This window comes from Streptomyces sp. NBC_00009 (genome assembly GCF_045040855.1).
GTDB classification, from domain to species: domain Bacteria; phylum Actinomycetota; class Actinomycetes; order Streptomycetales; family Streptomycetaceae; genus Streptomyces; species Streptomyces aureus.
Genome location: NZ_CP108312.1, coordinates 3,430,319 through 3,450,921 on the forward strand (window position 1 = coordinate 3,430,319; position 20,603 = coordinate 3,450,921).

Here is a 20,603-nt window from a genome sequence, read left to right on the forward strand (position 1 = left end):
CGCCGGCCGGGTCGCCGTCCCTGCCGATCGTCAGGGTGGGCGTCAAGCGAGCGAGGCCGAGCCAACCCGTTTGCGTCACAACGTGGCCGCGCTGTCCCCGCTCCCCATGGCAGGATCGTCCTGCCATGACTGCGCCCACGAACACCAGCACCGAGTCCCTGCACGCTCCCGTCATCGACTGGTTCGCGGAGAACGCCCGCGACCTGCCGTGGCGCCGCCCCGACGCGGGTCCCTGGGGCGTGATGGTCAGCGAGTTCATGCTCCAGCAGACGCCGGTGAGCCGCGTCCTTCCCGTGTACGAGCAGTGGCTCGCGCGGTGGCCGCGCCCCGCCGATCTGGCCAAGGAGGCGCCCGGCGAGGCCGTGCGCGCCTGGGGCAGGCTCGGCTATCCCCGCCGCGCGCTGCGGCTGCACGGCGCCGCCGTCGCCATAACGGAGCGGCACAGCGGCGACGTACCCACCGCTCACTCCCAGCTGCTCGCGCTGCCCGGCATCGGCGAGTACACGGCCGCTGCCGTGGCCTCCTTCGCGTACGGGCAGCGGCACGCCGTCCTCGACACGAACGTGCGGCGCGTGTTCGCGCGGGCGGTGAGCGGTGTGCAGTACCCGCCGAACGCCACGACCGCGGCCGAACGCAAGCTCGCCCGCGCCCTGTTGCCCGAGCAGGAGTCGACGGCCTCGCGCTGGGCCGCTGCCTCCATGGAGCTCGGCGCCCTCATCTGCACGGCGAAGAACGAGAGTTGCCACCGCTGTCCCATCGCCGCCCAGTGCGCGTGGCGGCTCGCCGGCAAGCCCGACCACGTCGGTCCGCCGCGCCGCGGGCAGACATACGCGGGCACGGACCGGCAGGTGCGCGGGAAGCTGCTCGCCGTGCTGCGGGAGGCCGTCTCGCCCGTTCCCCAGGCGGCGTTGGACCGCGTGTGGGACGAGCCGGTGCAGCGGGCGCGCGCCCTGGACGGGCTCGTCGCGGACGGGCTCGTGGAGCCGATGCCGGACGGCTTCTACCGGCTGCCGCTGAGCTGACGGGCGTACAGGTTTACCCACGTCTTACGTCTGTTACACAACCGACGGACAGCCGTGCGCCCGCCGCAGGCTGAAGCGGACAACCCCGTGACAACGCCTCCGTAGCTTCTTCCGTGTACCGATCACCCACAGGTGACGGACAGGGAAAGCGCGAACGGTTCGCGAACGGGAGGCGGTTGGCATGGCGCACGGCGAGGTGCTCGAGTTCGAGGAGTACGTCCGCACTCGGCAGGACGCCCTGCTGCGCAGTGCCCGGCGCCTCGTGCCGGACCCCGTCGACGCCCAGGACCTGCTCCAGACGGCGCTGGTGCGGACGTTCGGCCGCTGGGACGGCATAGCCGACAAGCGCCTCGCCGACGCCTATCTGCGCCGCGTCATGATCAATACGCGTACGGAGTGGTGGCGCGCCCGCAAGCTCGAAGAGGTGCCCACCGAGCAGCTGCCCGACGCGAGCATCGACGACTCGACCGAGCAGCACGCCGACCGCGCGCTCCTCATGGACGTCCTGAAGGTGCTGGCTCCGAAGCAGCGCAGTGTCGTGGTGCTGCGACACTGGGAGCAGATGTCCACAGAGGAGACGGCCGCCGCCCTCGGCATGTCGGCCGGAACCGTGAAGAGCACGCTGCACCGGGCGCTGGCCCGGCTCCGTGAGGAGCTGGAGAGCCGGGACCGCCACGAGTCCGGCCACCGCGTGCTCGAACGGGAGGAGACGGAGCGTTGCGCGGCCTAGGCATACGTGCCGGTCGGGTCCTGAAGGCGGGGAGTACGGCGGTGGCCGCGCTCGCCGCCATCGGCCTTTTCCTCGGCGCCCTCACGGCCTGCTCGGCCGGCGGCACCGGCGCCCGCGATGAAGGGCCCGCCCGCTCCGACCCGGGGCCCTCGGCCGCCCCGAAAGCCGTGTCGTCCTCCCCGGCCTCCCCTGCGCCCAAGACGGTGAACGCGGTCCGGCTCGTCAAGGACGACCCGGCGGTGAGCACGGAGGTCAAGCGTGACCTCAAGCCCTGCGTGGGGCACGAGTACCCGGTCGACGTGTCCTACGGGAACCTGACGGGGAACACGTCGAGCGACGTCGTGGTCAACGTCATGACCTGCGGAGACGCCGTCAGCATCGGCAGCTACGTGTACCGCGACACCGGCGGGAAGTACGAGAACGTCTTCAAGGCCGAGGAGCCTCCGGTGTACGCGGAGATAGACCGGGGCGACCTCGTCGTCACCAAGCAGGTGTACGAGAAGGGCGACTCCGTGGCATATCCCTCGGGTGAGGACGTCCTGACGTACCGCTGGACCACCGGCCGGTTCGTCGAGCAGGCCAGGACGCACAACGACTACAGCAACGCGGTGAACGGGGACACGCCCGAGCCGTCCGACAACTGAGCGGCGGGCCGGGCAGCCCCGACCATGCAGATGACGGACCAGACCACTTTTCGGACGACGTATCAGGAGCAGCGGATTCGGATGGCAGAGCACACCCACGTCCTCTTCGTCGAGGACGACGACGTCATCCGCGAGGCCACCCAGCTCGCCCTCGAGCGGGACGGCTTCGTGGTCACGGCCATGCCGGACGGCCTCGCGGGCCTGGAGGCGTTCCGCGCGAACCGGCCCGACATCGCGCTGCTCGACGTGATGGTGCCGGGCCTGGACGGCGTGAGCCTGTGCCGCCGCATCCGTGACGAGTCCACCGTCCCCGTGATCATGCTGTCGGCGCGGGCCGACTCGATCGACGTGGTGCTCGGCCTGGAGGCCGGCGCGGACGACTACGTGACCAAGCCGTTCGACGGGGCCGTCCTCGTGGCGCGGATCCGGGCCGTCCTGCGGCGCTTCGGGCACGCGAGCGGGTCGGCGTCCGGCGCGGCGCCGGCCGTCCCTGACGACTCCGGCGCGACCGGCAGTGTCCTGCACTTCGGCGATCTCGAGATCGACACCGAGGGCATGGAGGTCCGCAAGGACGGGGCCACGGTCGCACTGACACCGACCGAGATGCGGCTGCTCCTGGAGTTCTCTTCCGCGCCCGGCACGGTCCTCTCCCGCGACAAGCTCCTCGAACGCGTGTGGGACTACGGCTGGGGCGGGGACACCCGCGTCGTCGACGTCCATGTGCAGCGGCTGCGCACGAAGATCGGCCAGGACCGGATCGAAACGGTCCGCGGCTTCGGCTACAAGCTCAAGGCCTGACGGGCCGTGCCTGGGCGGGGTGTCGTGTCGGGACTGGGTGGCATGTCGGGGCTGGGTGGCATGTCGGGACCGGATGGCTTGTCCGGGCCGGGTGTCCGGGGAACCGTTTGCCCGGTCGGTACGTGTGCCGGCCGGGTCATTCGCTGTCTGACGAGGAACGGAATCGGGATATGAGGGGGGCCGCCGCGACCGTGCGCGCCCGGCTCGGGCAGCCGCTGCGGCTGCCGCTGAGACGGCTGCGCCCGGTGCTGCACACCGGGGTCCGCTGGAAGATCAGCGTCGCCATCGCCCTGGTGGGGGCGCTCGTCGCCGTCGCCCTGAGCCTGGTCGTGCACAACGCGGCGCGCGTCTCGATGCTGGACAACGCGCGCGACGTGCAGGACGAACGCATCCAGTTCGTGGCGCGCCAGTACGAGGCCACCGGGCGCGGCCTCCCCGTCGGCTTCAAGGTCGACGACCCGGGCATACCCCCCGACCTGCGCAAGAAGGCGATGGCCGGGCGGCGCGCCACTTTCGTCTCCGAACAGGCCGGCGGCGTACCCGACATCTGGGCCGCGGTCCCGCTCGGCGACGGGCGCCTGCTGTCCGTGCACACCCGCTTCACCGACCGCAGCGCCACCGTCATGAAGGACCTCGACCAGGCCCTGATCATCGGCTCGATCTCGGTGGTCTTCGGCGGGTGCGCCCTCGGCGTGCTCATCGGCGGCCAGGTGTCACGGCGCCTGCGCAAGGCGGCGTCCGCGGCCAGGGAGGTCGCGCAGGGGCGGACCGACGTACGGGTCGGGGACGCCATCGGCGGCGTCGTACGCGACGAGACCGACGATCTCGCACAGGCCGTCGACGCGATGGCCGACGCCCTGAAGCAGCGCCTCGAGGCCGAGCGCCGGGTCACCGCGGACATCGCGCACGAGCTGCGTACGCCGGTGACCGGACTGCTCACCGCGGCCGAGCTGCTGCCGCCCGGACGCCCGAGCGAGCTGGTCAAGGACCGGGCCCAGGCGATGCGCACCCTCGTCGAGGACGTGCTCGAAGTGGCGCGTCTGGACAGCGCGGCCGAGCGCGCCGAGCTCCAGGACCTGCTGCTGGGCGAGTTCGTGACGCGGCGGGTCGGCGCGCGCCACGCGGACGTACGGGTGAGCGTGGTGCACGAGTCGGAGGTCACCACCGACCCGCGCCGCCTCGAACGCATCCTCTTCAACCTCCTGGCCAACGCCGCGAAGCACGGCAAGCCGCCGGTCGAGGTCAGCGTCGAGGGCCGGGTGGTGCGCGTGCGCGATCACGGACCCGGGTTCCCTGAGGAGTTGCTCGACGAGGGGCCGAGCCGCTTCCGTACGGGCGCGGCGGACCGCGCGGGCCATGGGCACGGTCTCGGTCTGACGATCGCCGCGGGTCAGGCGCGCGTGCTCGGCGCCCGCCTCACGTTCCGCAACGTGCGCCCGCCGGGTGCTCCTTCGGAGACTCCGTCCGAGGGCGCGGTTGCGGTGCTGTGGCTGCCGGAGCACGCACCGACGAACACGGGAAGCTTCCCGATGCTGCGCCTGCCGGACTGAGGGGCTCCGAACGAGAGGCCCTAGCTGGTGGCCCACTCCTTGTCGAGGTCGAGCCCCTCGTTCCGCTGCGTGAACGAGAACCAGTTCCCGGAGTCGTCGCGGAAGATCGCCTCGGTCCCGTACGGGCGCTCCTGCGGCTCCTGGAGGAACTGCACCCCGCGCGCCTTGAGCCGCTCGTAGTCCCCGTGGATGTCGTCCGTGACCAGGACGCCGGCCCCGAGAATGCCCTTGGAGACCAGCTTCTTCACCGCCTCGGCCGACTCGGGGTCCATCGCGGGCACCCCGGGCACCATCAGCGTCAGCTCGACGTCCGGCTGGTCCTTGGCGCCCACGGTCAGCCAGCGCATACCGCCCTCGCCCATGGTCATGTCCGTACGCACCTCGAGGCCCAGCTTCTCGGTGTAGAACGCCTTGGCCCGGTCCTGGTCGAGAACCCAGACGGTGGAAATGGCGAGTCCCTTGATCATGATGCGCTCCGCTGTGGTCGGGCCACGCGCCGGGGAATCCGGCCGTGCCCTGTCACCGTAGGCAGTCACCCCCCGCCTCCGCTTCTCCAGAATTGCGCTCCTCGCCGTCCCCCTGACCCGCACTCCCGGACGGCCCCCTGCCGGGGAAGCCGCCGGCCCACAACATCGCGTAACACCCGGGGATGAGCGCCGCCCCGCGCCCCACGTGCTTCGCCCGGTACTCGCTCGGTGTCAGGCCCGTCTGTCTCTTGAACCGGGACGAGAACGTGCCCAGGCTGCTGAACCCCACGAGGCCGCAGATCTCCGTGACCGACAGGTCCGCCGATCTCAGCATGTCCTCGGCCCGCTCGATCCGACGGCGCGTCAGATACTGCCCCGGTGTCTCCCCGTACGCCTCCTTGAAGCACCGCACGAAGTGGTAGCGCGAATAACCGGCATGGGCCGCCACCGCGTCCAGATCGAGCTCCGCCTCGGCCCAGTCGCGGTCCATCGCGTCCTTGGCGAGCCGCAGCTGCCGCAATTTCTCCACGTCACCGATGCTGGCACGCCCCACTGACAACGGCCTCGGCACGGCGAAGGCCCCCGGTGCACATCAGCGCACCGGGGGCCTTCACAGAAGCCGAGGAGGATCGGGACGACCCGCTCAGACGGTCTCGGAGACCGTCCTGCCGTCCGCCGCGGCGTCCCCGGCCGCGACCCCCTCGACCGGCTTCGCGTCGGCCGTGGCCGTACCGTTCGCAGCCGCGTCGGCCGTAGCCGTACCGGCCTTGGCCATGTCGACCGGCTGCGCGTCCGCCGGACCCGCGGCCTCGGGAGAGCTCGACGCCTCCTTGGCGGGGCCCGCGCCCCGCAGCGGCACCTCCTTCACGAAGACCGCCGCGATCAGCGCCACCACCGCGATGATCGAACCGAGCAGGAACGCCGAGTGCGTACCGGCCGACACCGCGTGCAGGTAGGCGTCGCGCACCACGTCCGGCAGCTTGGCCAGGCCCTCGGCCGTCAGCTGCGTGGAATGCTCCGCGACCTTGCCGCCCATCGCCCCGGCCCGCTCGGCCATCACGTCCTGGACGCGGTTGTTGAAGATCGCGCCCATGATCGCGACGCCGAAGGAGGAGCCGAGCGTACGGAACAGGGTCGTGGAGGACGAGGCGACGCCCATGTCCTTCATGTCGACGCTGTTCTGCGCGACCAGCATCGTGATCTGCATCAGGCAGCCCATGCCCGCGCCGAGCACGGCCATGAACAGGCCGGACGTGAGCCGCGTGGTCTCCGTGTCCATCTGCGCGAGCAGGAAGAGTCCGGCCACCATCAGGACGCTGCCGACCAGCGGGAACACCTTGTACCGGCCGGTGTTGGTGGTGACCCGGCCCGCGATCAGCGAGACGACCATCATCGAGAGCAGCATCGGCAGGAGCAGCAGACCGGAGTTGGTCGCGTTCGCGCCCTGCACGGTCTGCTGGTACAGCGGCAGGAAGAGCACGGCGCCGAACATCACGAAGCCGGTGACGAAGCCGATGAGGGACATGACCGTGAAGTTGCGGCTGCGGAAGATGTGCAACGGCATGATCGGCTCGGCCGCCTTCGTCTGCACGAAGAGGAAGCCGACGAGCGCGGCGACACCGATCGCGGCGAGCTCCATGATCACGGCGGAGCCCCAGGCGTACTGCGAGCCGCCCCAGGTCGTCACGAGCACGATCGACGTGATGCCGACGGTGAGCAGCGCGGCGCCCAGGTAGTCGATCTTCCCCTTGGAGCGCTTCTTCGGCAGGTGCAGGACCGCGGTGACCATGGCGAGGGCGACGAGGCCGAGCGGCAGGTTTATGTAGAAGGACCAGCGCCAGCCCCAGTTGTCGGTGATGGCGCCGCCGACGAGCGGTCCGCCGATCATGGCGAGCGCCATGACGCCGGCCATCATGCCCTGGTACTTGCCGCGCTCCCGCGGCGGAATCAGGTCACCGATGATGGCCATGACGCCGACCATCAGGCCACCGGCGCCGAGACCCTGGATCGCGCGGAACGCGATGAGCTGGTTCATGTCCTGGGCCATGCCGCTGAGCCCGGAGCCGATCAGGAAGATCACGATCGAGGTCAGGAAGGCGCCCTTCCTGCCATACATGTCGCCGACCTTGCCCCAGATGGGGGTCGAGGCGGCGGTCGCGAGCGTGTACGCGGTCACGACCCACGAGAGGTGTTCGAGGCCGCCCAGGTCGCCGACGATCGTGGGCATCGCGGTGCCGACGATCATGTTGTCGAGCATCGCGAGCAGCATCGCGATCATCAACGCCATCAGGACTACGCGCACGCTGCGCGGCTGCCGCTCCTTGGTGGCCGCCCTGCCGCCCCCGCCGGTGTCCACCGCCACTGTTCCGGTCTCCGCCATGATCCCCACTCCCCAGTTACTCACTTGCCGCTACTTACTTGCCGCCCGGCAAGTTGACTACACTGAGGGAAGATAGAGCGCTAACTAGCCGGGCGTCAAGTAAGTTTTCGCCCAAGGCCCGCCACCAGCACGAAGGAGCAGCCACAGATGGGCAGCAGCAAGCAGCGCCGCGGGAACACACGGCAGCGCATCCAGGACGTGGCGCTGGAACTGTTCGCCGAGCAGGGCTACGAGAAGACCTCGCTGCGCGAGATCGCCGAGCACCTCGACGTCACCAAGGCGGCGCTCTACTACCACTTCAAGACCAAGGAAGACATCGTCGTCAGCCTCTTCGAGGACCTGACGCGGCCCATCGACGAGCTGATCGAGTGGGGCCGGGAGCAGCCCAGCACCCTGGAGACCAAGCAGGAGCTCATGGAGCGCTACAGCCTGGCACTGCACGGGGCGGGGCCGCTGTTCCGCTTCATGCAGGAGAACCAGGCGACCATGCGCGAGCTGAGCATCGGCGAGCTCTTCAAGGACCGCATGAAGGCGCTCCTCGACCAGCTCCTGCCGGAGGACGCCACCCTGACCGAGCGGGTCCGCTGCTTCAGCGCGATCTTCTCGATGCACGCGGGCCTGTTCGTCCTCAAGGACGTCGAAGGCGACCCCGAGGAAAAGCGCAAGGCCATCCTCGAGGTCGCCACCGATCTCGTCACCCAGGCGCAGCGGGGCGCCTGAGTTCCGTCATGCAGTTGTGCTCTTCGTGCAGGTGAGCTCATTTACGCAGATGAGCTCGCTTGTGCAGGTCAGACGCTGACGCCGACCGAGCGCAGGAAGTTGACCGGGTTGACCGCGGAACCGTAGTTCGGGGTCGTGCGGATCTCGAAGTGCAGGTGCGGGCCGCTGGAGTTACCGGTGTTGCCGGAGAGCGCGATGTGCTGACCGGTGGCGACCGCCTGGCCGACGTGCACGTCGACGCGGGACAGGTGCGCGTACTGCGAGTACGTGCCGTTGCTGTGCTTGATCACGACGGCGTTGCCGTACGCCGGGCCGTCACCGGCGCCGTTGCCGCCGGCCTTGACGACCGTGCCGCCGTGGACGGCCATGACGTTCGTGCCGATCGGCACGGCGAAGTCCTGGCCGGAGTGCTTGTGCGACCACATGTTGCCGCCGAGGCCGAAGCTCGCGGACAGCTTGTAGCTCTTGACCGGGTCTATCCAGCTGACGGCCTTCTTCGCCGCGGCCTTCTTGACCTGCGCGGCGTGCACCTTGGCCTGCTCGGCGTGCACCTTGGCCTGCTCGGCGGCCTTGGCCTGGGCCTTGGCCTGCGCCTGGACCGAAGCGGCAGCGACGCTGGGCAGCGCGATGGCTCCCTGAGTGCTTTCGGCGGCAACCGCGGCCCCTGCACCCAGCAGCGCCGTGGCTCCCATGGCGACGGTCACGACGGCCGCCCGAGTACGGAGCAGGGACGAGCCGGAAGAAGGAGTCATGGAGCGCTTCGACATTCGGGGATTACCTCCGCGTTGATGACAGGAACAGACCGGCACTCGTTGGTGACGTGCCGGGCTGGCTGTTCATTGGTAACCCGGGACCCCATCTCGACTCAAAGCCCCCATCTACTATCCAAAGCCGTACCAAAAGGTCAGGACTTCAATCTCTTGACGGCCCCCGAAGACCCCCTGCGATCTATCGGTTTTATGCCCTGATTCCGGGTTTAGGGCCACTTCACACCCTTGCGTTCCGGCGTCCCACCGGCCGCACGTCCTGCCGATCCAAGAAACGGACATTTCGGTATAACCCGTCGATGCCGTAACAACCCCCCACCTCCGCAATGCATCCACTATTGCGGCTAGTACCGGACAAAACGCCTGTGCGCCATGTCACCGGGAGGCAAGATCCAAAGACCCGCGAATGTGACGCGGGCTACGCTGAAGCGCCTGGTTTCACGGCCTTTCGGGGGGAAGCGCAGATGGATCCCGCAGTCCTCGGCACACGACTGGCGTCGAGCGTGCTCTCGCCTCTGGTGAAGCAGCTCCTCACCCGTGACGGCCCCGGCGCGGGCCTGGTGGACAAGCCCGTACGCCTCTCGGGCCTCGTCACCTTCCGCGGCGAGAAGCGGACCCTCGGGGAGAAGGAGGTCGGGCACCTCGCCGCCCGTCTGGTGCGGGAGGCCGTGCAGTCCCCGGGCGAGCCGCCGTTCCCCGCGGACGAGCAGGAGGCGGTCACGGCCGCCCTCGCCCGCAGGCTCCTCGCCCTCGGCGACCTGGACATGGACGACGTCCAGGCGGTCCGCCTCGGCCACCGGCAGCTGGCCCGCACCCTGCGCGAGGCGGCCCCCGCGCCCGGCCTCACCACCGACGCCGCCTACTTCCTCGACTCGGTCACCGAGTGGGCCTGCCTGCACATCCTGCACTTCTTCACCCAGCGCTCCACGTTCGTGGCCCGCACCCTGGTCGAGCAGAGCCGCGCCCAGTCCGAGCTGATCGCCAAGGTGGACGCGCTGATCACGCGCACCCCGCCGCGCGACGGACAGGACACCGCCTTCGAGGCCCGCTACCGCGCCCACCTCGCGGAGCGCCACAACCGCGTCACCATCTTCGGCCTCGACCTGCGCGGCTCCCCCGACGTGTGGCCACTCGACGTCGCCTACCTGAGCCTCGAAGCCACCCGCGAGGCCGGCCCCGAGGACGCGCACGGCGAACCCCAGGGAGCGACGACGGTCCAGGTCAGGGCCGAGGACGCGTTCGACGGCCACGACCGGGTCCTGCTGCGCGGTGAGGCGGGCTCCGGCAAGACGACCCTCATCCAATGGCTGGCGATCACCACCACGGGCCGTATCCCCTACGTGCTGCCGCTGCGCACCCTGATCCGCGCCGCGGGGCTCCCCTCCCCCGCCGCTTTCCTCGCCTCCGCCGACTGCCCGCACACCCCGCCCGACGACTGGGCCGAGCGCGTCCTGACGGCGGGGCGCGGCCTCGTGATGGTCGACGGCCTGGACGAGGTCCCCTCGGCCGACCGGCCCCGCGTGCGCGACTGGCTGCTCGGCCTCGTCCGCGCCTTCCCCGGCAACCGCTGGCTGCTCACCGCCCGCCCCACCGCCGTACGCTCCGACTGGCTGGCCGGGGGCGGGTTCGCCGAGCTGTCCCTCGCCCCCATGGGCCGCCGGACGGTCGGCGCGTTCGTACGGCGCTGGCACGCGGCCGCCGGCGCGGCCGAGCACGAGGAACAGCTCCTGGACGCCCTGCGCGCCAAGCCGGACCTGTCGCTCCTGGCGACCAACCCCCTCATGTGCGGGATGATCTGCGCCCTCCACCGCGCGCGCCGCGGCTACCTCCCGCCGCGCCGCAAGGCCCTGTACGACGCCGCGCTCCAGATGATCCTCACCGACCGCGACCGCCAGCGCGGCATGGGCGGCCTCGACGGCATCGAACTCGACACCGAGGACCAGACCGAACTCCTCCAGCGCCTCGCCTACGCCCTGGTGCTCGCGGGCCGCACCGAGATGGACGAGGCCACCGCGCTCACCCTCCTCGAACGCGCCCTGCCCTCCGTCCCCGACGCCGCACGCCAGGGCGACGCCCCCACGATCCTGCGCCATCTCCTGCTGCGCAGCGGCGTCCTGCGCAGCCCCGCCCCGCAGGTGGTCGACTTCGCGCACCGGACGTTCCTCGACCACCTGGGCGCGCGCTACGCGGTCGAGGAGGGCCACCTCGACGTCCTGCTCGGCCACGCCGGCGACACGCAGTGGGAGGACGTCGTACGGATGGCCGTGGCCCACGCCCGTACCCGCGAGCGGACGACGCTGCTGCGGGGCCTGCTGGCCGTGGACAGCCCGCGCGTGACCCTCCTCGCGCTGGCGAGCCTTCAGGACGCCTCGGCGGTCGAACAGGAGGTCCTCGAAGAGGTACGGGAACGGGCCGCCGCCCTCATCCCGCCCCGGACACCCCAGGAGGCCGAAGAGCTCGCGCAGGCGGGCCCGTTCGTCCTCGAACTCCTCCCCGGCCCAAAGGGCCTGACGGACGATGAGGCCCACGCGGTGGTGACCACGGCCTCCCGCCTGGGCCACGAGGGCTCCCTGCCGGTCCTGAAGCGCTTCCGCGCCCACACATCACTCGACGTACGACGCCAACTCGTCGGCACCTGGCGGAGGTTCGACGCCCAGGAGTACGCGGACGAGGTGCTCGCGCATGTGGGGCGGGAGGGGCTCGACCTGACCGTCACGAGCGAGGAGCAGGTACGGGCGATGTGGACGATGCCGCCGTGGCGGCGGGTCGACCTCAGCGGGGAGTATCCGCTCGACACGTTCATGGGAGCGCTGGACCCCGACACCGCCCAGCACTTGACCCTCCGCAGCAACCCCCACATACAGGACCTGCGGGCCCTGCACGCGCTGCCCTCGCTCAGCTTCCTGTCCCTGATGTACTGCCCACAGGTCCGCGACCTGGCGCCCCTCGCCGAGATGCGGCTACGGCATCTGTCGGTGATCGACCTGCCCGCGCTGCCGGCCCTCACCGGCCTGTCCCGGGTGACCAGCCTCTCCTCGCTCAGCGTCGTCCAGCCGGTCCCCGGCGGCTCGCTCGCCGCGTTCCTGCCGGTCGGGGCGCCGCTCGACCAGCTCATCCTCGGCCGAGGCGCCACGGAGACCACCGGACTCAACGGCCTGGACGCGTTCCCCGAGCTGACCTGGCTGAACCTGTCCAGCGATGCGGCCGCGCTCGGCCCACGCGACTGGGAACAGCTCGCCCGGCACCCCGCGCTCACCCGCCTCTCCCTGGGCGGCCGGCTCCTGCCACCGCACGGCCCGGCCACCGAGCTGACGGGCGTCCGCATCCTCTCCCTCCATCTGGAGGGAGGAACCGAGGAGCACGTCTCCCGCTTCGCCCCCGCCGTCCCGTACGCGGACGACGTACGCCTCTTCTTCGCCGAGGACGCCGCACCGGCCGCCGACGAGGTGTACGCCGGCCTCTTCCCGCAAGCCGAGGTCACCGTCCACCGCTGGGGTCGCTGAATCACGGGAGCACGACAAAGGGGCTGCCCCAGGACCGAAGTCCTGGGGCAGCCCCTTTGTCTCAGCGCATCCCCGAAGGGTTACGCCTCCTTGCTCAGATTCGGCCCGGCTCCGCCGGCCGCCTGCTCGATCGGCGGGACGTCCGGCAGCGGGGACTTCTCCTCGCCGCGGAAGGTGAACGTCTTGGCGTCACCCTCGCCCTCCGTGTCGACGACCACGATGTGGCCCGGACGCAGCTCGCCGAAGAGGATCTTCTCGGAGAGTGAGTCCTCGATCTCGCGCTGGATCGTGCGTCGCAGCGGACGCGCGCCGAGCACGGGGTCGTAACCCTTCTTGGCCAGGAGCTCCTTCGCGGACTGGCTGAGCTCGATGCCCATGTCCCGGTCCTTGAGGCGCTCGTCGACCTTGCCGATCATCAGGTCGACGATCTGGAGGATGTCGGCCTGGGTCAGCTGCGGGAAGACGACGACGTCGTCCACGCGGTTGAGGAACTCGGGGCGGAAGTGCTGCTTGAGCTCGTCCGAGACCTTGTTCTTCATGCGCTCGTAGTTGGACTTCGTGTCGCCCTGGGCCGCGAAGCCGAGGTTGAAGCCCTTCGAGATGTCCCGCGTGCCGAGGTTGGTCGTCATGATGATGACCGTGTTCTTGAAGTCCACGACCCGGCCCTGGGAGTCGGTCAGGCGACCGTCCTCCAGGATCTGCAGCAACGAGTTGAAGATGTCCGGGTGGGCCTTCTCGACCTCGTCGAAGAGAACCACCGAGAACGGCTTGCGCCGCACCTTCTCCGTCAGCTGGCCGCCCTCTTCGTAGCCCACGTAACCGGGGGGCGAACCGAAGAGACGCGAGACCGTGTGCTTCTCGCTGAACTCCGACATGTCGAGGGAGATCAGCGCGTCCTCGTCACCGAAGAGGAACTCGGCGAGCGCCTTGGACAGCTCGGTCTTACCGACACCGGACGGGCCCGCGAAGATGAACGAGCCACCGGGGCGCTTCGGGTCCTTCAGACCGGCACGCGTACGGCGGATCGCCTTCGACAGCGCCTTGACGGCGTCCTTCTGACCGATGACGCGCTTGTGGAGCTCGTCCTCCATGCGCAGCAGACGCGAGGACTCCTCCTCGGTCAGCTTGAAGACGGGAATGCCGGTCGCGGTCGCGAGGACCTCGGCGATCAGCTCGCCGTCGACCTCGGCGACGACGTCCATGTCGCCGGCCTTCCACTCCTTCTCGCGCTTGGCCTTCGCCGCCAGCAGCTGCTTCTCCTTGTCGCGGAGCGAAGCTGCCTTCTCGAAGTCCTGGGAGTCGATGGCCGACTCCTTGTCGCGGCGCACGCCCGCGATCTTCTCGTCGAACTCGCGGAGGTCCGGCGGCGCGGTCATCCGGCGGATGCGCATCCGGGAACCGGCCTCGTCGATCAGGTCGATCGCCTTGTCCGGCAGGAAGCGGTCCGAGATGTACCGGTCGGCCAGCGTCGCCGCCTGGACGAGGGCCTCGTCCGTGATGGAGACGCGGTGGTGGGCCTCGTAGCGGTCGCGCAGACCCTTGAGGATCTCGATCGTGTGCGGCAGCGACGGCTCCGCGACCTGGATCGGCTGGAAGCGGCGCTCGAGAGCGGCGTCCTTCTCCAGGTGCTTGCGGTACTCGTCGAGCGTGGTCGCACCGATGGTCTGGAGCTCACCGCGGGCCAGCATCGGCTTCAGGATCGAAGCGGCGTCGATGGCGCCCTCGGCGGCACCCGCACCGACCAGCGTGTGCAGCTCGTCGATGAACAGGATGATGTCGCCGCGGGTGCGGATCTCCTTGAGGACCTTCTTCAGGCGCTCCTCGAAGTCACCGCGGTAGCGGGAACCGGCGACCAGCGCGCCCAGGTCGAGGGTGTAGAGGTGCTTGTCCTTGAGGGTCTCGGGCACCTCGCCCTTGACGATGGCCTGCGCCAGGCCCTCGACGACGGCGGTCTTGCCGACGCCGGGCTCGCCGATGAGGACCGGGTTGTTCTTCGTACGGCGGGACAGCACCTGCATGACCCGCTCGATCTCCTTCTCGCGCCCGATGACCGGGTCGAGCTTGGATTCGCGGGCGGCCTGCGTGAGGTTCCTGCCGAACTGGTCGAGGACCAGGGACGTGGAGGGGGTGCCCTCGGCAGGACCGCCACTGGCGCCGGCGGTCTCCTTGCCCTGGTAGCCGGAGAGCAGCTGGATGACCTGCTGCCGCACCCGGTTGAGATCGGCGCCCAGCTTGACCAGGACCTGGGCGGCGACGCCCTCGCCCTCTCGGATCAGGCCGAGCAGGATGTGCTCCGTGCCGATGTAGTTGTGACCCAGTTGAAGAGCCTCGCGGAGCGACAGCTCCAGGACCTTCTTGGCACGGGGGGTGAAGGGGATGTGCCCGGACGGGGCCTGCTGGCCCTGGCCGATGATCTCCTCCACCTGCTGGCGGACCGCCTCGAGCGAAATCCCGAGGCTCTCCAGGGCCTTAGCGGCGACACCCTCACCCTCATGGATCAGGCCCAGGAGGATGTGCTCGGTGCCGATGTAGTTGTGGTTGAGCATCCGGGCTTCTTCCTGAGCCAGGACGACAACCCGCCGCGCGCGGTCGGTGAACCTCTCGAACATCGTTAATCGCTCCTCAGAGCGGTCAGGCAGTAAGGGGACGCTCCCCTCCCTGTCCTTCCGCAGCTTAGTCCCGCAAGCGGGGACCGCTCATTCCAACTGCCGACACCCGTCGATGGCCTCCTGACCCGAACGCCGACAACTGCTCCAACACCGATGGTGCGAGACGATGTTCCCGCAGGCCAGGCAGTTACCCCCACCATCAGTACGCCGATGGCGAACGCAAGACGGCCAGAACCCACGTGTCGCCCCTCCTCACTAGGGATGTCTTACCCGCCAGGAGTGACAGTCCATGCGGCGCGCCCCGGTTCCCTCCGCTACGGGCGAACACCTTTGCGCCGCCCAACGCCTCCGCACGCCCCCATTTGAGAAACTCTGCGCACTCACCTGACAACTCTGCGTAACTCACGAGGGTTCCCGGCGGTTGCTCCGGACATGGTCTCCATCGTGCCCACCGTGCCCCTGCCCCGTCGGCCGCTCGACGCGGGCGACCCGGTGCGGGAGTGGTACGAGAACGCGCTCGGCTGGGCCACAGCGCCGGGCCCCGAGGGCCTTCAGCTGCTGACGGGGCTGCGCTTCGACGTACTGGAGCTGCCCGCCGAGGCGGGACGTGCCGTGCTGCGGCGGCTGGACCCCGGGTGTCCGGTGGCCCTGCAAGGGGAGACGATGCGCCTGCTGGTGGCCGCGGGCAGCGCGGAGGAGCTGCCGGGGCTGCTCGACTGGCTGGAGTGGGGGGCGCTGCCCCTCGATCTCACCGTGGTCGGTGCAGGCGGGCGGATCGACGCGCCCGCGCCCCCGGGAGTGCCGGACCCGCAGGAGGCCGCTGTCTGGGTGCGGCCCCCCGAGCCCGGATGCGACGTCGAGCCGACGCTTCCGGCTCTGACGGCGCTGTCGGCCGTAGGGGGCGGTGGGGGCGCCCCCGGTCTCGTACGGCTGGTGGAAACGGCGGCGACTCAGTGCCACCGGATCCGGCTGCGACGTGCCTGCGCTCAGCCGTTGGCCTTCTCGTAGGCCTCACGGATGGACGCGGGGACACGGCCGCGGTCGTTGACCTCGTAACCGTTCTCCTTGGCCCAGGCACGGATCTGCGCCGTGTCCTGGCTGCCGCCGGCCACCGCGGCGCGCGCCTTGCCGCGTCCGCCGGCGGCACGGCCTCCGGTGCGACGGCCACCCTTGAGATACGGCTCAAGAAGTCCGCGGAGCTTGTCCGCGTTGGCGGTGGTGAGGTCGATCTCGTAAGTCTTGCCGTCCAACGCGAACGTCACGGTCTCGTCCGCCTCGCCACCGTCGAGGTCGTCGACAAGAAGGACCTGAACCTTCTGTGCCACCGGATTTCCTTTCATCGATATCTGTAGGGCCGGACTCCACGACCTCAGTCGTTGATTCGCCGTCCCCTTGTTATATGCAGTACGCAGTACGTCGGAAAGCAAACCGCTTTTGCTGGAAAAACACAAACCCCTGGGAGAGATCCAGGAGAGACCAAGGACCCCGAGAAGCCCGGAAAGATGCGCGTTTCGGACATAGGGCACCTGGGCAGGGAGCTGCTCAGGAATACCGGCGGGGGGCGATCACAGATGCAGAAGCATCCGGCTGTTGCCCAAGGTGTTCGGTTTCACTCGTTCGAGACCGAGGAACTCCGCGACACCCTCGTCATAGGAACGCAAGAGCTCGCTGTAGACATCGGTGTCGATCGTATCGACGGGTGCCTCTCCGATCTCCACGAAGCCGTGGTTCGCGAAGAACTCCACTTCGAAGGTGAGACAGAAAACCCGGCGAACACCGATCCAGCGCGCGGTCTGCAGCAACTTCTGAAGCAGCTGATGACCGACACCCGCGCCCCTGACCACCGGATTCACGGCGAGGGTGCGGACTTCCGCGAGGTCTTCCCACATCACATGCAGGGCGCCGCAGCCGACGACCATTGCGTCTGAGCCGGCGCCCCGTTCCGCGACCCAGAACTCCTGGATGTCCTCGTAAAGCGTCACGGTGGCTTTGTCGAGCAGGATCCCCTCGCGGCTGTACACGTCGAGGAGTCGGCGCACGGCCGGCACATCGGCCGTCCTCGCCCTGCGCACGGTGACTGCTTTTGCGGTGACTTCGGGGAGCTGTGCTGGCATGAGCGGACGCTATCGCCCGTCGTCCGTTGCCGGCTCCCCGGGTCCTTCAGGTTCCTCGGGCCCTTCCGATGCTTCAGACCCTTCGGGCTGTTCGGAGTCCTGTGGCTCTTCACGCCCTTCGTCGGCTCCAGATCCTTCCGGCTCTTGAGTCGTGAGGGTCCGCGCCTGAGGTCCCTGCACCATGCGCACGGCATCGCTCAGTGCTTCGCGTTGTTCCGGCGACATCATGCCGAAGAAGGCGACGAGAGCCGCCGCTGGGTTGTCACTCTGGGACCATGCGTCGTTCATCAGCGCGGCGGAGTAGGCGGCGCGGGTGGAGACGGCCTCATATCGATAGGCCCGGCCTTCCGCCTCGCGGCGCACCCAGCCCTTCTGGTGGAGATTGTCCAAAACGGTCATGACCGTGGTGTAGGCGATGGACCGTTCCTGCTGGAGGTCTTCCAGGACTTCGCGAACCGTCACGGGGCGGTTCCACTTCCACACCCGTGTCATCACTGCGTCTTCGAGTTCTCCCAATGGGCGCGGCACGAGCAGCACACTAGTGGCAGAAGTCGGCAATAGGGCGCCGGACGTGGCGAACGGCGCCTAATAACGACAAAAAGGGCGCCCGATGGGGCGCCCTTCTCAGATGTCGCTCAGCTGCGGGCCGGCCTGGCGAGCTGCCTCGGCGCGGGCGATCGCCGCGTCGACGGCCGCGTCCTCCTTGGCCTTCTTGTCGCCGCCCTGGGACTTCACGATCGTCACGATGAGACCGATGAAGAAGACGGCCATCACTACGGGGGGCACGAGCGCGGAGACGTAGTCCATGCCCCCAGAGTAGCTATCCGACGGCGAGCTCCTGCGGCGGGGCCGCAGGGGGCGCGGGGCGGCGCTTGGGCGGGAAGACCTCGGCCGGGGTGGGCATGGGGCGCGGCGGGGCCGGGGGGTTCGCCGGGGGCCTGGGGTCGGATGCCGGCTTCCCGGTGGCGGCGAGGCCCCCGGGCAGGGCGAGCAGCCGGGTACGGGAGGCCGGGACGCGGGGCTGTGCGCCGCGCGTTTCCGCGCGCGCCGGTGCCCAGCCCTCGAGTCTGGCCCGCACGTCGCGCTCGGCGAGCGTGCGGCAGCGTTCGAGGAGGATGGCGGCGGAGGGGTTGGCGCGCAGGGCGCGCAGGGCGGCGAGGTCGTCGGCGTCGGGCCGGTAGCCCGCCGCGAGCGCCTCGTCGAGCAGTTCCAGGTAGCCGGTGGTGGTGCCGGGCAGGGCGGCCCGGTACCGGGCGAGGTCAGCCAGCAGGAAGGCGCGGATGCGGGCGCCTTCGTCGGCTGCCTCGTCGACCGATTCGGCGAGCCGGAGGCAGTCCTGGATGTCCTCGGCGGAGACGGGACTCGGGTGAAGGGCAAGGGCGAGGGCGCGTCGGAGCACACGCAGCTCTTCAGCGCCGAACGCCATGCCGCCGCGGTTTCCGTAGGGCGTGGGCATGGGCCGACGATACGCAGCACGACGGACAAAATCCGCTTAACCGCCAATTTGCGGCGTGGCTCACCGCCGGGCCGCCCACCCGGGTCACTCGCCCCGGGTCACTCGCCCCCGGGGCACCCCGCCCAGGTCACTCCGCCCGGCGGCGCGACATGGCGAACACGATCGCGCCCACGCCGAGCGCCGCCGCGGCCGCCGCGGCCAGCCACGGCAGGAACCCCGCACCCGTCGCCGCCATGGACCCGGACGTGCCCGACGTCCCCGAGCCGCCCGACGTCACGGAGGCCGTGGCGGAAGCGGAGGGCGAGGGGGTCGCTGTGCCGCCCGAGGCCGACGGGGACGGCGACGGGGAGGAGGACGCGTCGCCGACAGTGATCGCCGCCTCGTCGTTCGACTGGTCCGGGTCGTTCAGGACGATCCCGTCGCCGGGGCGCACGGTGACCGTGCCGCGGGCGGCGCCGGCGGCGAGGTCCTTCTCGTAGCCGACCTGGAAGCGATACATCTGGCCGTCGCCGCTCTCCTCGGAGACGGTGTCCGGGCAGAGGTAGCGGCGATGGCCCGGCTCGAAGGGCGAGGTCTTGCCGCCGGTGTACGTGTAGCAGTTGCCGCTCGCCTGGTCGTCGGGCTCCTCGTCGACGCGCACGCTCTTGGCGACGACGCCCTTGGGGAGCGTCACCTCGGCGTAGGCCACGGGCTTGCTCCCGGGGTGGGCGACCACGGCGGGGCCCGCGTTGCGCAGGCCGAAGGCGAGCGGGTGGGTGGAGCCCTTCTTGCCGGGCACGAGGACGGCGCCGACCGCGAGGAAGTCGGCGGCGTTGTCGGCGGCGTACGTCACCCGGTGGCTGTCGGCGAAGTCCTTGCCCGTGGCGGGGGTCAGGGTGAGCGCTGCGCCCTTGCCGGGGGTGCCGCCGGTGTCCGTACCGGAGGAGGCTGGGAGGGCCTCGGCGGTGATGTCGGTCCAGGTGTGGAAGGCGTCCTTGCCGAGGGACCCTTCGAGCGGGTCGGAGAATCCAACCGTGTCACCCGGGGCGATCGCCGTCTTGAAGACGCAGGTCACGTCGGCGTCATCTCTGCCGAAGTCGCCCGGCAGATAGAGGCAGTTGCTGTGCTTCCCGGCGAACGTGACCCCCGGGCTGCCGGTGAGGCGGACGGTGATCTGTTCGGTGGGCAGGTCGCCGGTGTTGCGCAGGACCACGGGGTAGTCGACGGACTGGCCGGGCGTCAGGCCGGACCTGGCGGGCAGTGCGGCGACCTGGATCTTCGGGGAGCCGATGACGACCTTGGAGGTCTCGGTGTCGGGGGTCGCCTTGTCCGCCGTGACCTCGTAACGCAGCGTTCCGGTGTCGCCGGGCTTCGTGCCGGCGACCGCGCTGAGCGTGAAGGGCTCGAACGGGCCGTGCAGATTGCCGTTGTCCAGGCACGTGACGACGGCGCCGTCTGTTGTGCACTGGTCGTTCTTGGCCTTGATCGTGGCGATGCCCTTGAGGCCGCTCGCGTCGATCACCAGCTTGGCATTCTCCGGCAGCGGGAGCCCGTCCACGCCGTCGTCGGCGAAGCTGTAGCCCGCGTCGGGCGCGATGGCCGTGCCCGACGCCGAAACGGCTATCTGCGCGGGCGCGGTGATGACCGCGTAGGACTGCGTGGGGGGCGTGGGGCCGTCAGCGGCCCGGGCCGTGGCGCTCGTGAGACCGACCCCGGTCAGCGCGATCGCCGCCGTCGCAGCCGCCAACTGTCTGCCCTTACGCCACATTTCGCCCCACGTCCCTCGCATGCCGACTCGTACCCCGTCTCTGCGGAGACGAGCGAAGCGTACGAACGGTTGCGCCCTTCGCGCACGCCTTGTCGA

General features: G+C 69.9%; 19 protein-coding genes. 8 read left to right on the top strand and 11 right to left on the bottom strand.

The features are described 5' to 3' along the window. Positions 1–125 precede the first annotated feature (125 nt). From OHA58_RS15320 to cseC, 5 genes are all read left to right on the top strand, one after another. Positions 126–1,022, top strand: a complete 897-nt coding sequence (locus OHA58_RS15320) for an A/G-specific adenine glycosylase (RefSeq protein ID WP_405479200.1) — start codon at positions 126–128, stop codon at positions 1,020–1,022. Between the two features lie 181 nt (positions 1,023–1,203). Further along, on the top strand, positions 1,204–1,752 hold the full coding sequence (locus OHA58_RS15325) for a SigE family RNA polymerase sigma factor (RefSeq protein ID WP_405479202.1): 549 nt from the start codon (positions 1,204–1,206) through the stop codon (positions 1,750–1,752). Beyond that, positions 1,740–2,396, top strand: a complete 657-nt coding sequence (locus OHA58_RS15330; RefSeq protein WP_384683103.1) for a hypothetical protein — start codon at positions 1,740–1,742, stop codon at positions 2,394–2,396. The genes OHA58_RS15325 and OHA58_RS15330 overlap by 13 nt, the downstream gene beginning before the upstream one ends. Before the next feature lie 81 nt (positions 2,397–2,477). After that, complete coding sequence (gene cseB / locus OHA58_RS15335; RefSeq protein ID WP_366121611.1) at positions 2,478–3,194, top strand: two-component system response regulator CseB; 717 nt, start codon at positions 2,478–2,480, stop codon at positions 3,192–3,194. A 170-nt stretch (positions 3,195–3,364) separates the two neighbouring features. Next, positions 3,365–4,744 (top strand): two-component system sensor histidine kinase CseC, encoded by a 1,380-nt coding sequence (gene cseC, locus OHA58_RS15340; protein ID WP_405479204.1) that lies wholly within the window; start codon positions 3,365–3,367, stop codon positions 4,742–4,744. Positions 4,745–4,764: 20 nt separating this feature from the next. On the opposite strand, the gene OHA58_RS15345 is transcribed toward cseC, so the two are convergent. The 3 genes from OHA58_RS15345 to OHA58_RS15355 form a co-directional block, all read right to left on the bottom strand. Then, positions 4,765–5,211 (bottom strand): VOC family protein, encoded by a 447-nt coding sequence (locus OHA58_RS15345; protein ID WP_405479205.1) that lies wholly within the window; start codon positions 5,209–5,211, stop codon positions 4,765–4,767. A 52-nt stretch (positions 5,212–5,263) separates the two neighbouring features. Then, positions 5,264–5,701, bottom strand: coding sequence for a helix-turn-helix transcriptional regulator (locus OHA58_RS15350; RefSeq protein ID WP_405484988.1), 438 nt, complete (start codon positions 5,699–5,701; stop codon positions 5,264–5,266). Between the two features lie 153 nt (positions 5,702–5,854). Continuing rightward, positions 5,855–7,591: an MDR family MFS transporter gene (locus tag OHA58_RS15355; protein WP_405479207.1), complete on the bottom strand. Its 1,737-nt coding sequence runs from the start codon at positions 7,589–7,591 to the stop codon at positions 5,855–5,857. Positions 7,592–7,738: 147 nt separating this feature from the next. Here OHA58_RS15355 and OHA58_RS15360 point away from each other — a divergent pair, with 147 nt between their 5' ends. Then, on the top strand, positions 7,739–8,311 hold the full coding sequence (locus tag OHA58_RS15360) for a TetR/AcrR family transcriptional regulator (protein WP_405479208.1): 573 nt from the start codon (positions 7,739–7,741) through the stop codon (positions 8,309–8,311). Positions 8,312–8,379: 68 nt separating this feature from the next. Here OHA58_RS15360 and OHA58_RS15365 read toward each other — a convergent pair whose 3' ends face one another. Further along, a complete protein-coding gene (locus tag OHA58_RS15365; protein WP_405479209.1) occupies positions 8,380–9,078 on the bottom strand; it encodes a M23 family metallopeptidase in 699 nt (232 codons plus the stop codon). 464 nt (positions 9,079–9,542) lie between these two features. On the opposite strand from OHA58_RS15365, the gene OHA58_RS15370 reads away from it, so the two are divergent. Further along, on the top strand, positions 9,543–12,581 hold the full coding sequence (locus tag OHA58_RS15370; protein ID WP_405479211.1) for an NACHT domain-containing protein: 3,039 nt from the start codon (positions 9,543–9,545) through the stop codon (positions 12,579–12,581). An 80-nt stretch (positions 12,582–12,661) separates the two neighbouring features. Here OHA58_RS15370 and OHA58_RS15375 read toward each other — a convergent pair whose 3' ends face one another. Beyond that, complete coding sequence (locus OHA58_RS15375) at positions 12,662–15,190, bottom strand: ATP-dependent Clp protease ATP-binding subunit (RefSeq protein WP_405479213.1); 2,529 nt, start codon at positions 15,188–15,190, stop codon at positions 12,662–12,664. A 432-nt stretch (positions 15,191–15,622) separates the two neighbouring features. Here OHA58_RS15375 and OHA58_RS15380 point away from each other — a divergent pair, with 432 nt between their 5' ends. Further along, a complete protein-coding gene (locus OHA58_RS15380; RefSeq protein WP_405479214.1) occupies positions 15,623–16,198 on the top strand; it encodes an SCO3374 family protein in 576 nt (191 codons plus the stop codon). Here the strand turns inward: OHA58_RS15380 and OHA58_RS15385 are convergent. The 6 genes from OHA58_RS15385 to OHA58_RS15410 form a co-directional block, all read right to left on the bottom strand. Then, positions 16,177–16,515 carry an Lsr2 family protein gene (locus OHA58_RS15385; protein WP_405479215.1) on the bottom strand — a complete coding sequence of 113 codons (339 nt, stop codon included), beginning with the start codon at positions 16,513–16,515 and terminating at the stop codon, positions 16,177–16,179. The genes OHA58_RS15380 and OHA58_RS15385 overlap by 22 nt on opposite strands. Positions 16,516–16,755: 240 nt before the next feature. After that, complete coding sequence (locus OHA58_RS15390; protein ID WP_405479217.1) at positions 16,756–17,304, bottom strand: amino-acid N-acetyltransferase; 549 nt, start codon at positions 17,302–17,304, stop codon at positions 16,756–16,758. 9 nt (positions 17,305–17,313) lie between these two features. Beyond that, positions 17,314–17,832, bottom strand: coding sequence for a BlaI/MecI/CopY family transcriptional regulator (locus OHA58_RS15395; RefSeq protein WP_405484990.1), 519 nt, complete (start codon positions 17,830–17,832; stop codon positions 17,314–17,316). 96 nt (positions 17,833–17,928) lie between these two features. Continuing rightward, complete coding sequence (locus tag OHA58_RS15400; RefSeq protein WP_266672987.1) at positions 17,929–18,111, bottom strand: hypothetical protein; 183 nt, start codon at positions 18,109–18,111, stop codon at positions 17,929–17,931. Between the two features lie 13 nt (positions 18,112–18,124). Further along, positions 18,125–18,760 carry a hypothetical protein gene (locus OHA58_RS15405; RefSeq protein ID WP_405479218.1) on the bottom strand — a complete coding sequence of 212 codons (636 nt, stop codon included), beginning with the start codon at positions 18,758–18,760 and terminating at the stop codon, positions 18,125–18,127. 127 nt (positions 18,761–18,887) lie between these two features. Then, the gene (locus OHA58_RS15410; RefSeq protein ID WP_405479220.1) at positions 18,888–20,486 is read right to left on the bottom strand and encodes a hypothetical protein; all 1,599 of its coding nucleotides are present in this window, start codon (positions 20,484–20,486) and stop codon (positions 18,888–18,890) included. Positions 20,487–20,603 lie beyond the last annotated feature (117 nt).

Coding starts and splice junctions, on each gene's coding strand:
- OHA58_RS15320 (WP_405479200.1), top strand. CDS start 126: ATGACTGCGCCCACGAACACCAGCACCGAGTCCCTGCACGCTCCCGTC.
- OHA58_RS15325 (WP_405479202.1), top strand. CDS start 1,204: ATGGCGCACGGCGAGGTGCTCGAGTTCGAGGAGTACGTCCGCACTCGG.
- cseB (WP_366121611.1), top strand. CDS start 2,478: ATGGCAGAGCACACCCACGTCCTCTTCGTCGAGGACGACGACGTCATC.
- cseC (WP_405479204.1), top strand. CDS start 3,365: ATGAGGGGGGCCGCCGCGACCGTGCGCGCCCGGCTCGGGCAGCCGCTG.
- OHA58_RS15345 (WP_405479205.1), bottom strand. CDS start 5,211: ATGATCAAGGGACTCGCCATTTCCACCGTCTGGGTTCTCGACCAGGAC.
- OHA58_RS15350 (WP_405484988.1), bottom strand. CDS start 5,701: ATGGACCGCGACTGGGCCGAGGCGGAGCTCGATCTGGACGCGGTGGCG.
- OHA58_RS15355 (WP_405479207.1), bottom strand. CDS start 7,591: ATGGCGGAGACCGGAACAGTGGCGGTGGACACCGGCGGGGGCGGCAGG.
- OHA58_RS15360 (WP_405479208.1), top strand. CDS start 7,739: ATGGGCAGCAGCAAGCAGCGCCGCGGGAACACACGGCAGCGCATCCAG.
- OHA58_RS15365 (WP_405479209.1), bottom strand. CDS start 9,078: ATGTCGAAGCGCTCCATGACTCCTTCTTCCGGCTCGTCCCTGCTCCGT.
- OHA58_RS15370 (WP_405479211.1), top strand. CDS start 9,543: ATGGATCCCGCAGTCCTCGGCACACGACTGGCGTCGAGCGTGCTCTCG.
- OHA58_RS15375 (WP_405479213.1), bottom strand. CDS start 15,190: ATGTTCGAGAGGTTCACCGACCGCGCGCGGCGGGTTGTCGTCCTGGCT.
- OHA58_RS15380 (WP_405479214.1), top strand. CDS start 15,623: ATGGTCTCCATCGTGCCCACCGTGCCCCTGCCCCGTCGGCCGCTCGAC.
- OHA58_RS15390 (WP_405479217.1), bottom strand. CDS start 17,304: ATGCCAGCACAGCTCCCCGAAGTCACCGCAAAAGCAGTCACCGTGCGC.
- OHA58_RS15400 (WP_266672987.1), bottom strand. CDS start 18,111: ATGGACTACGTCTCCGCGCTCGTGCCCCCCGTAGTGATGGCCGTCTTC.
- OHA58_RS15405 (WP_405479218.1), bottom strand. CDS start 18,760: ATGCCCACGCCCTACGGAAACCGCGGCGGCATGGCGTTCGGCGCTGAA.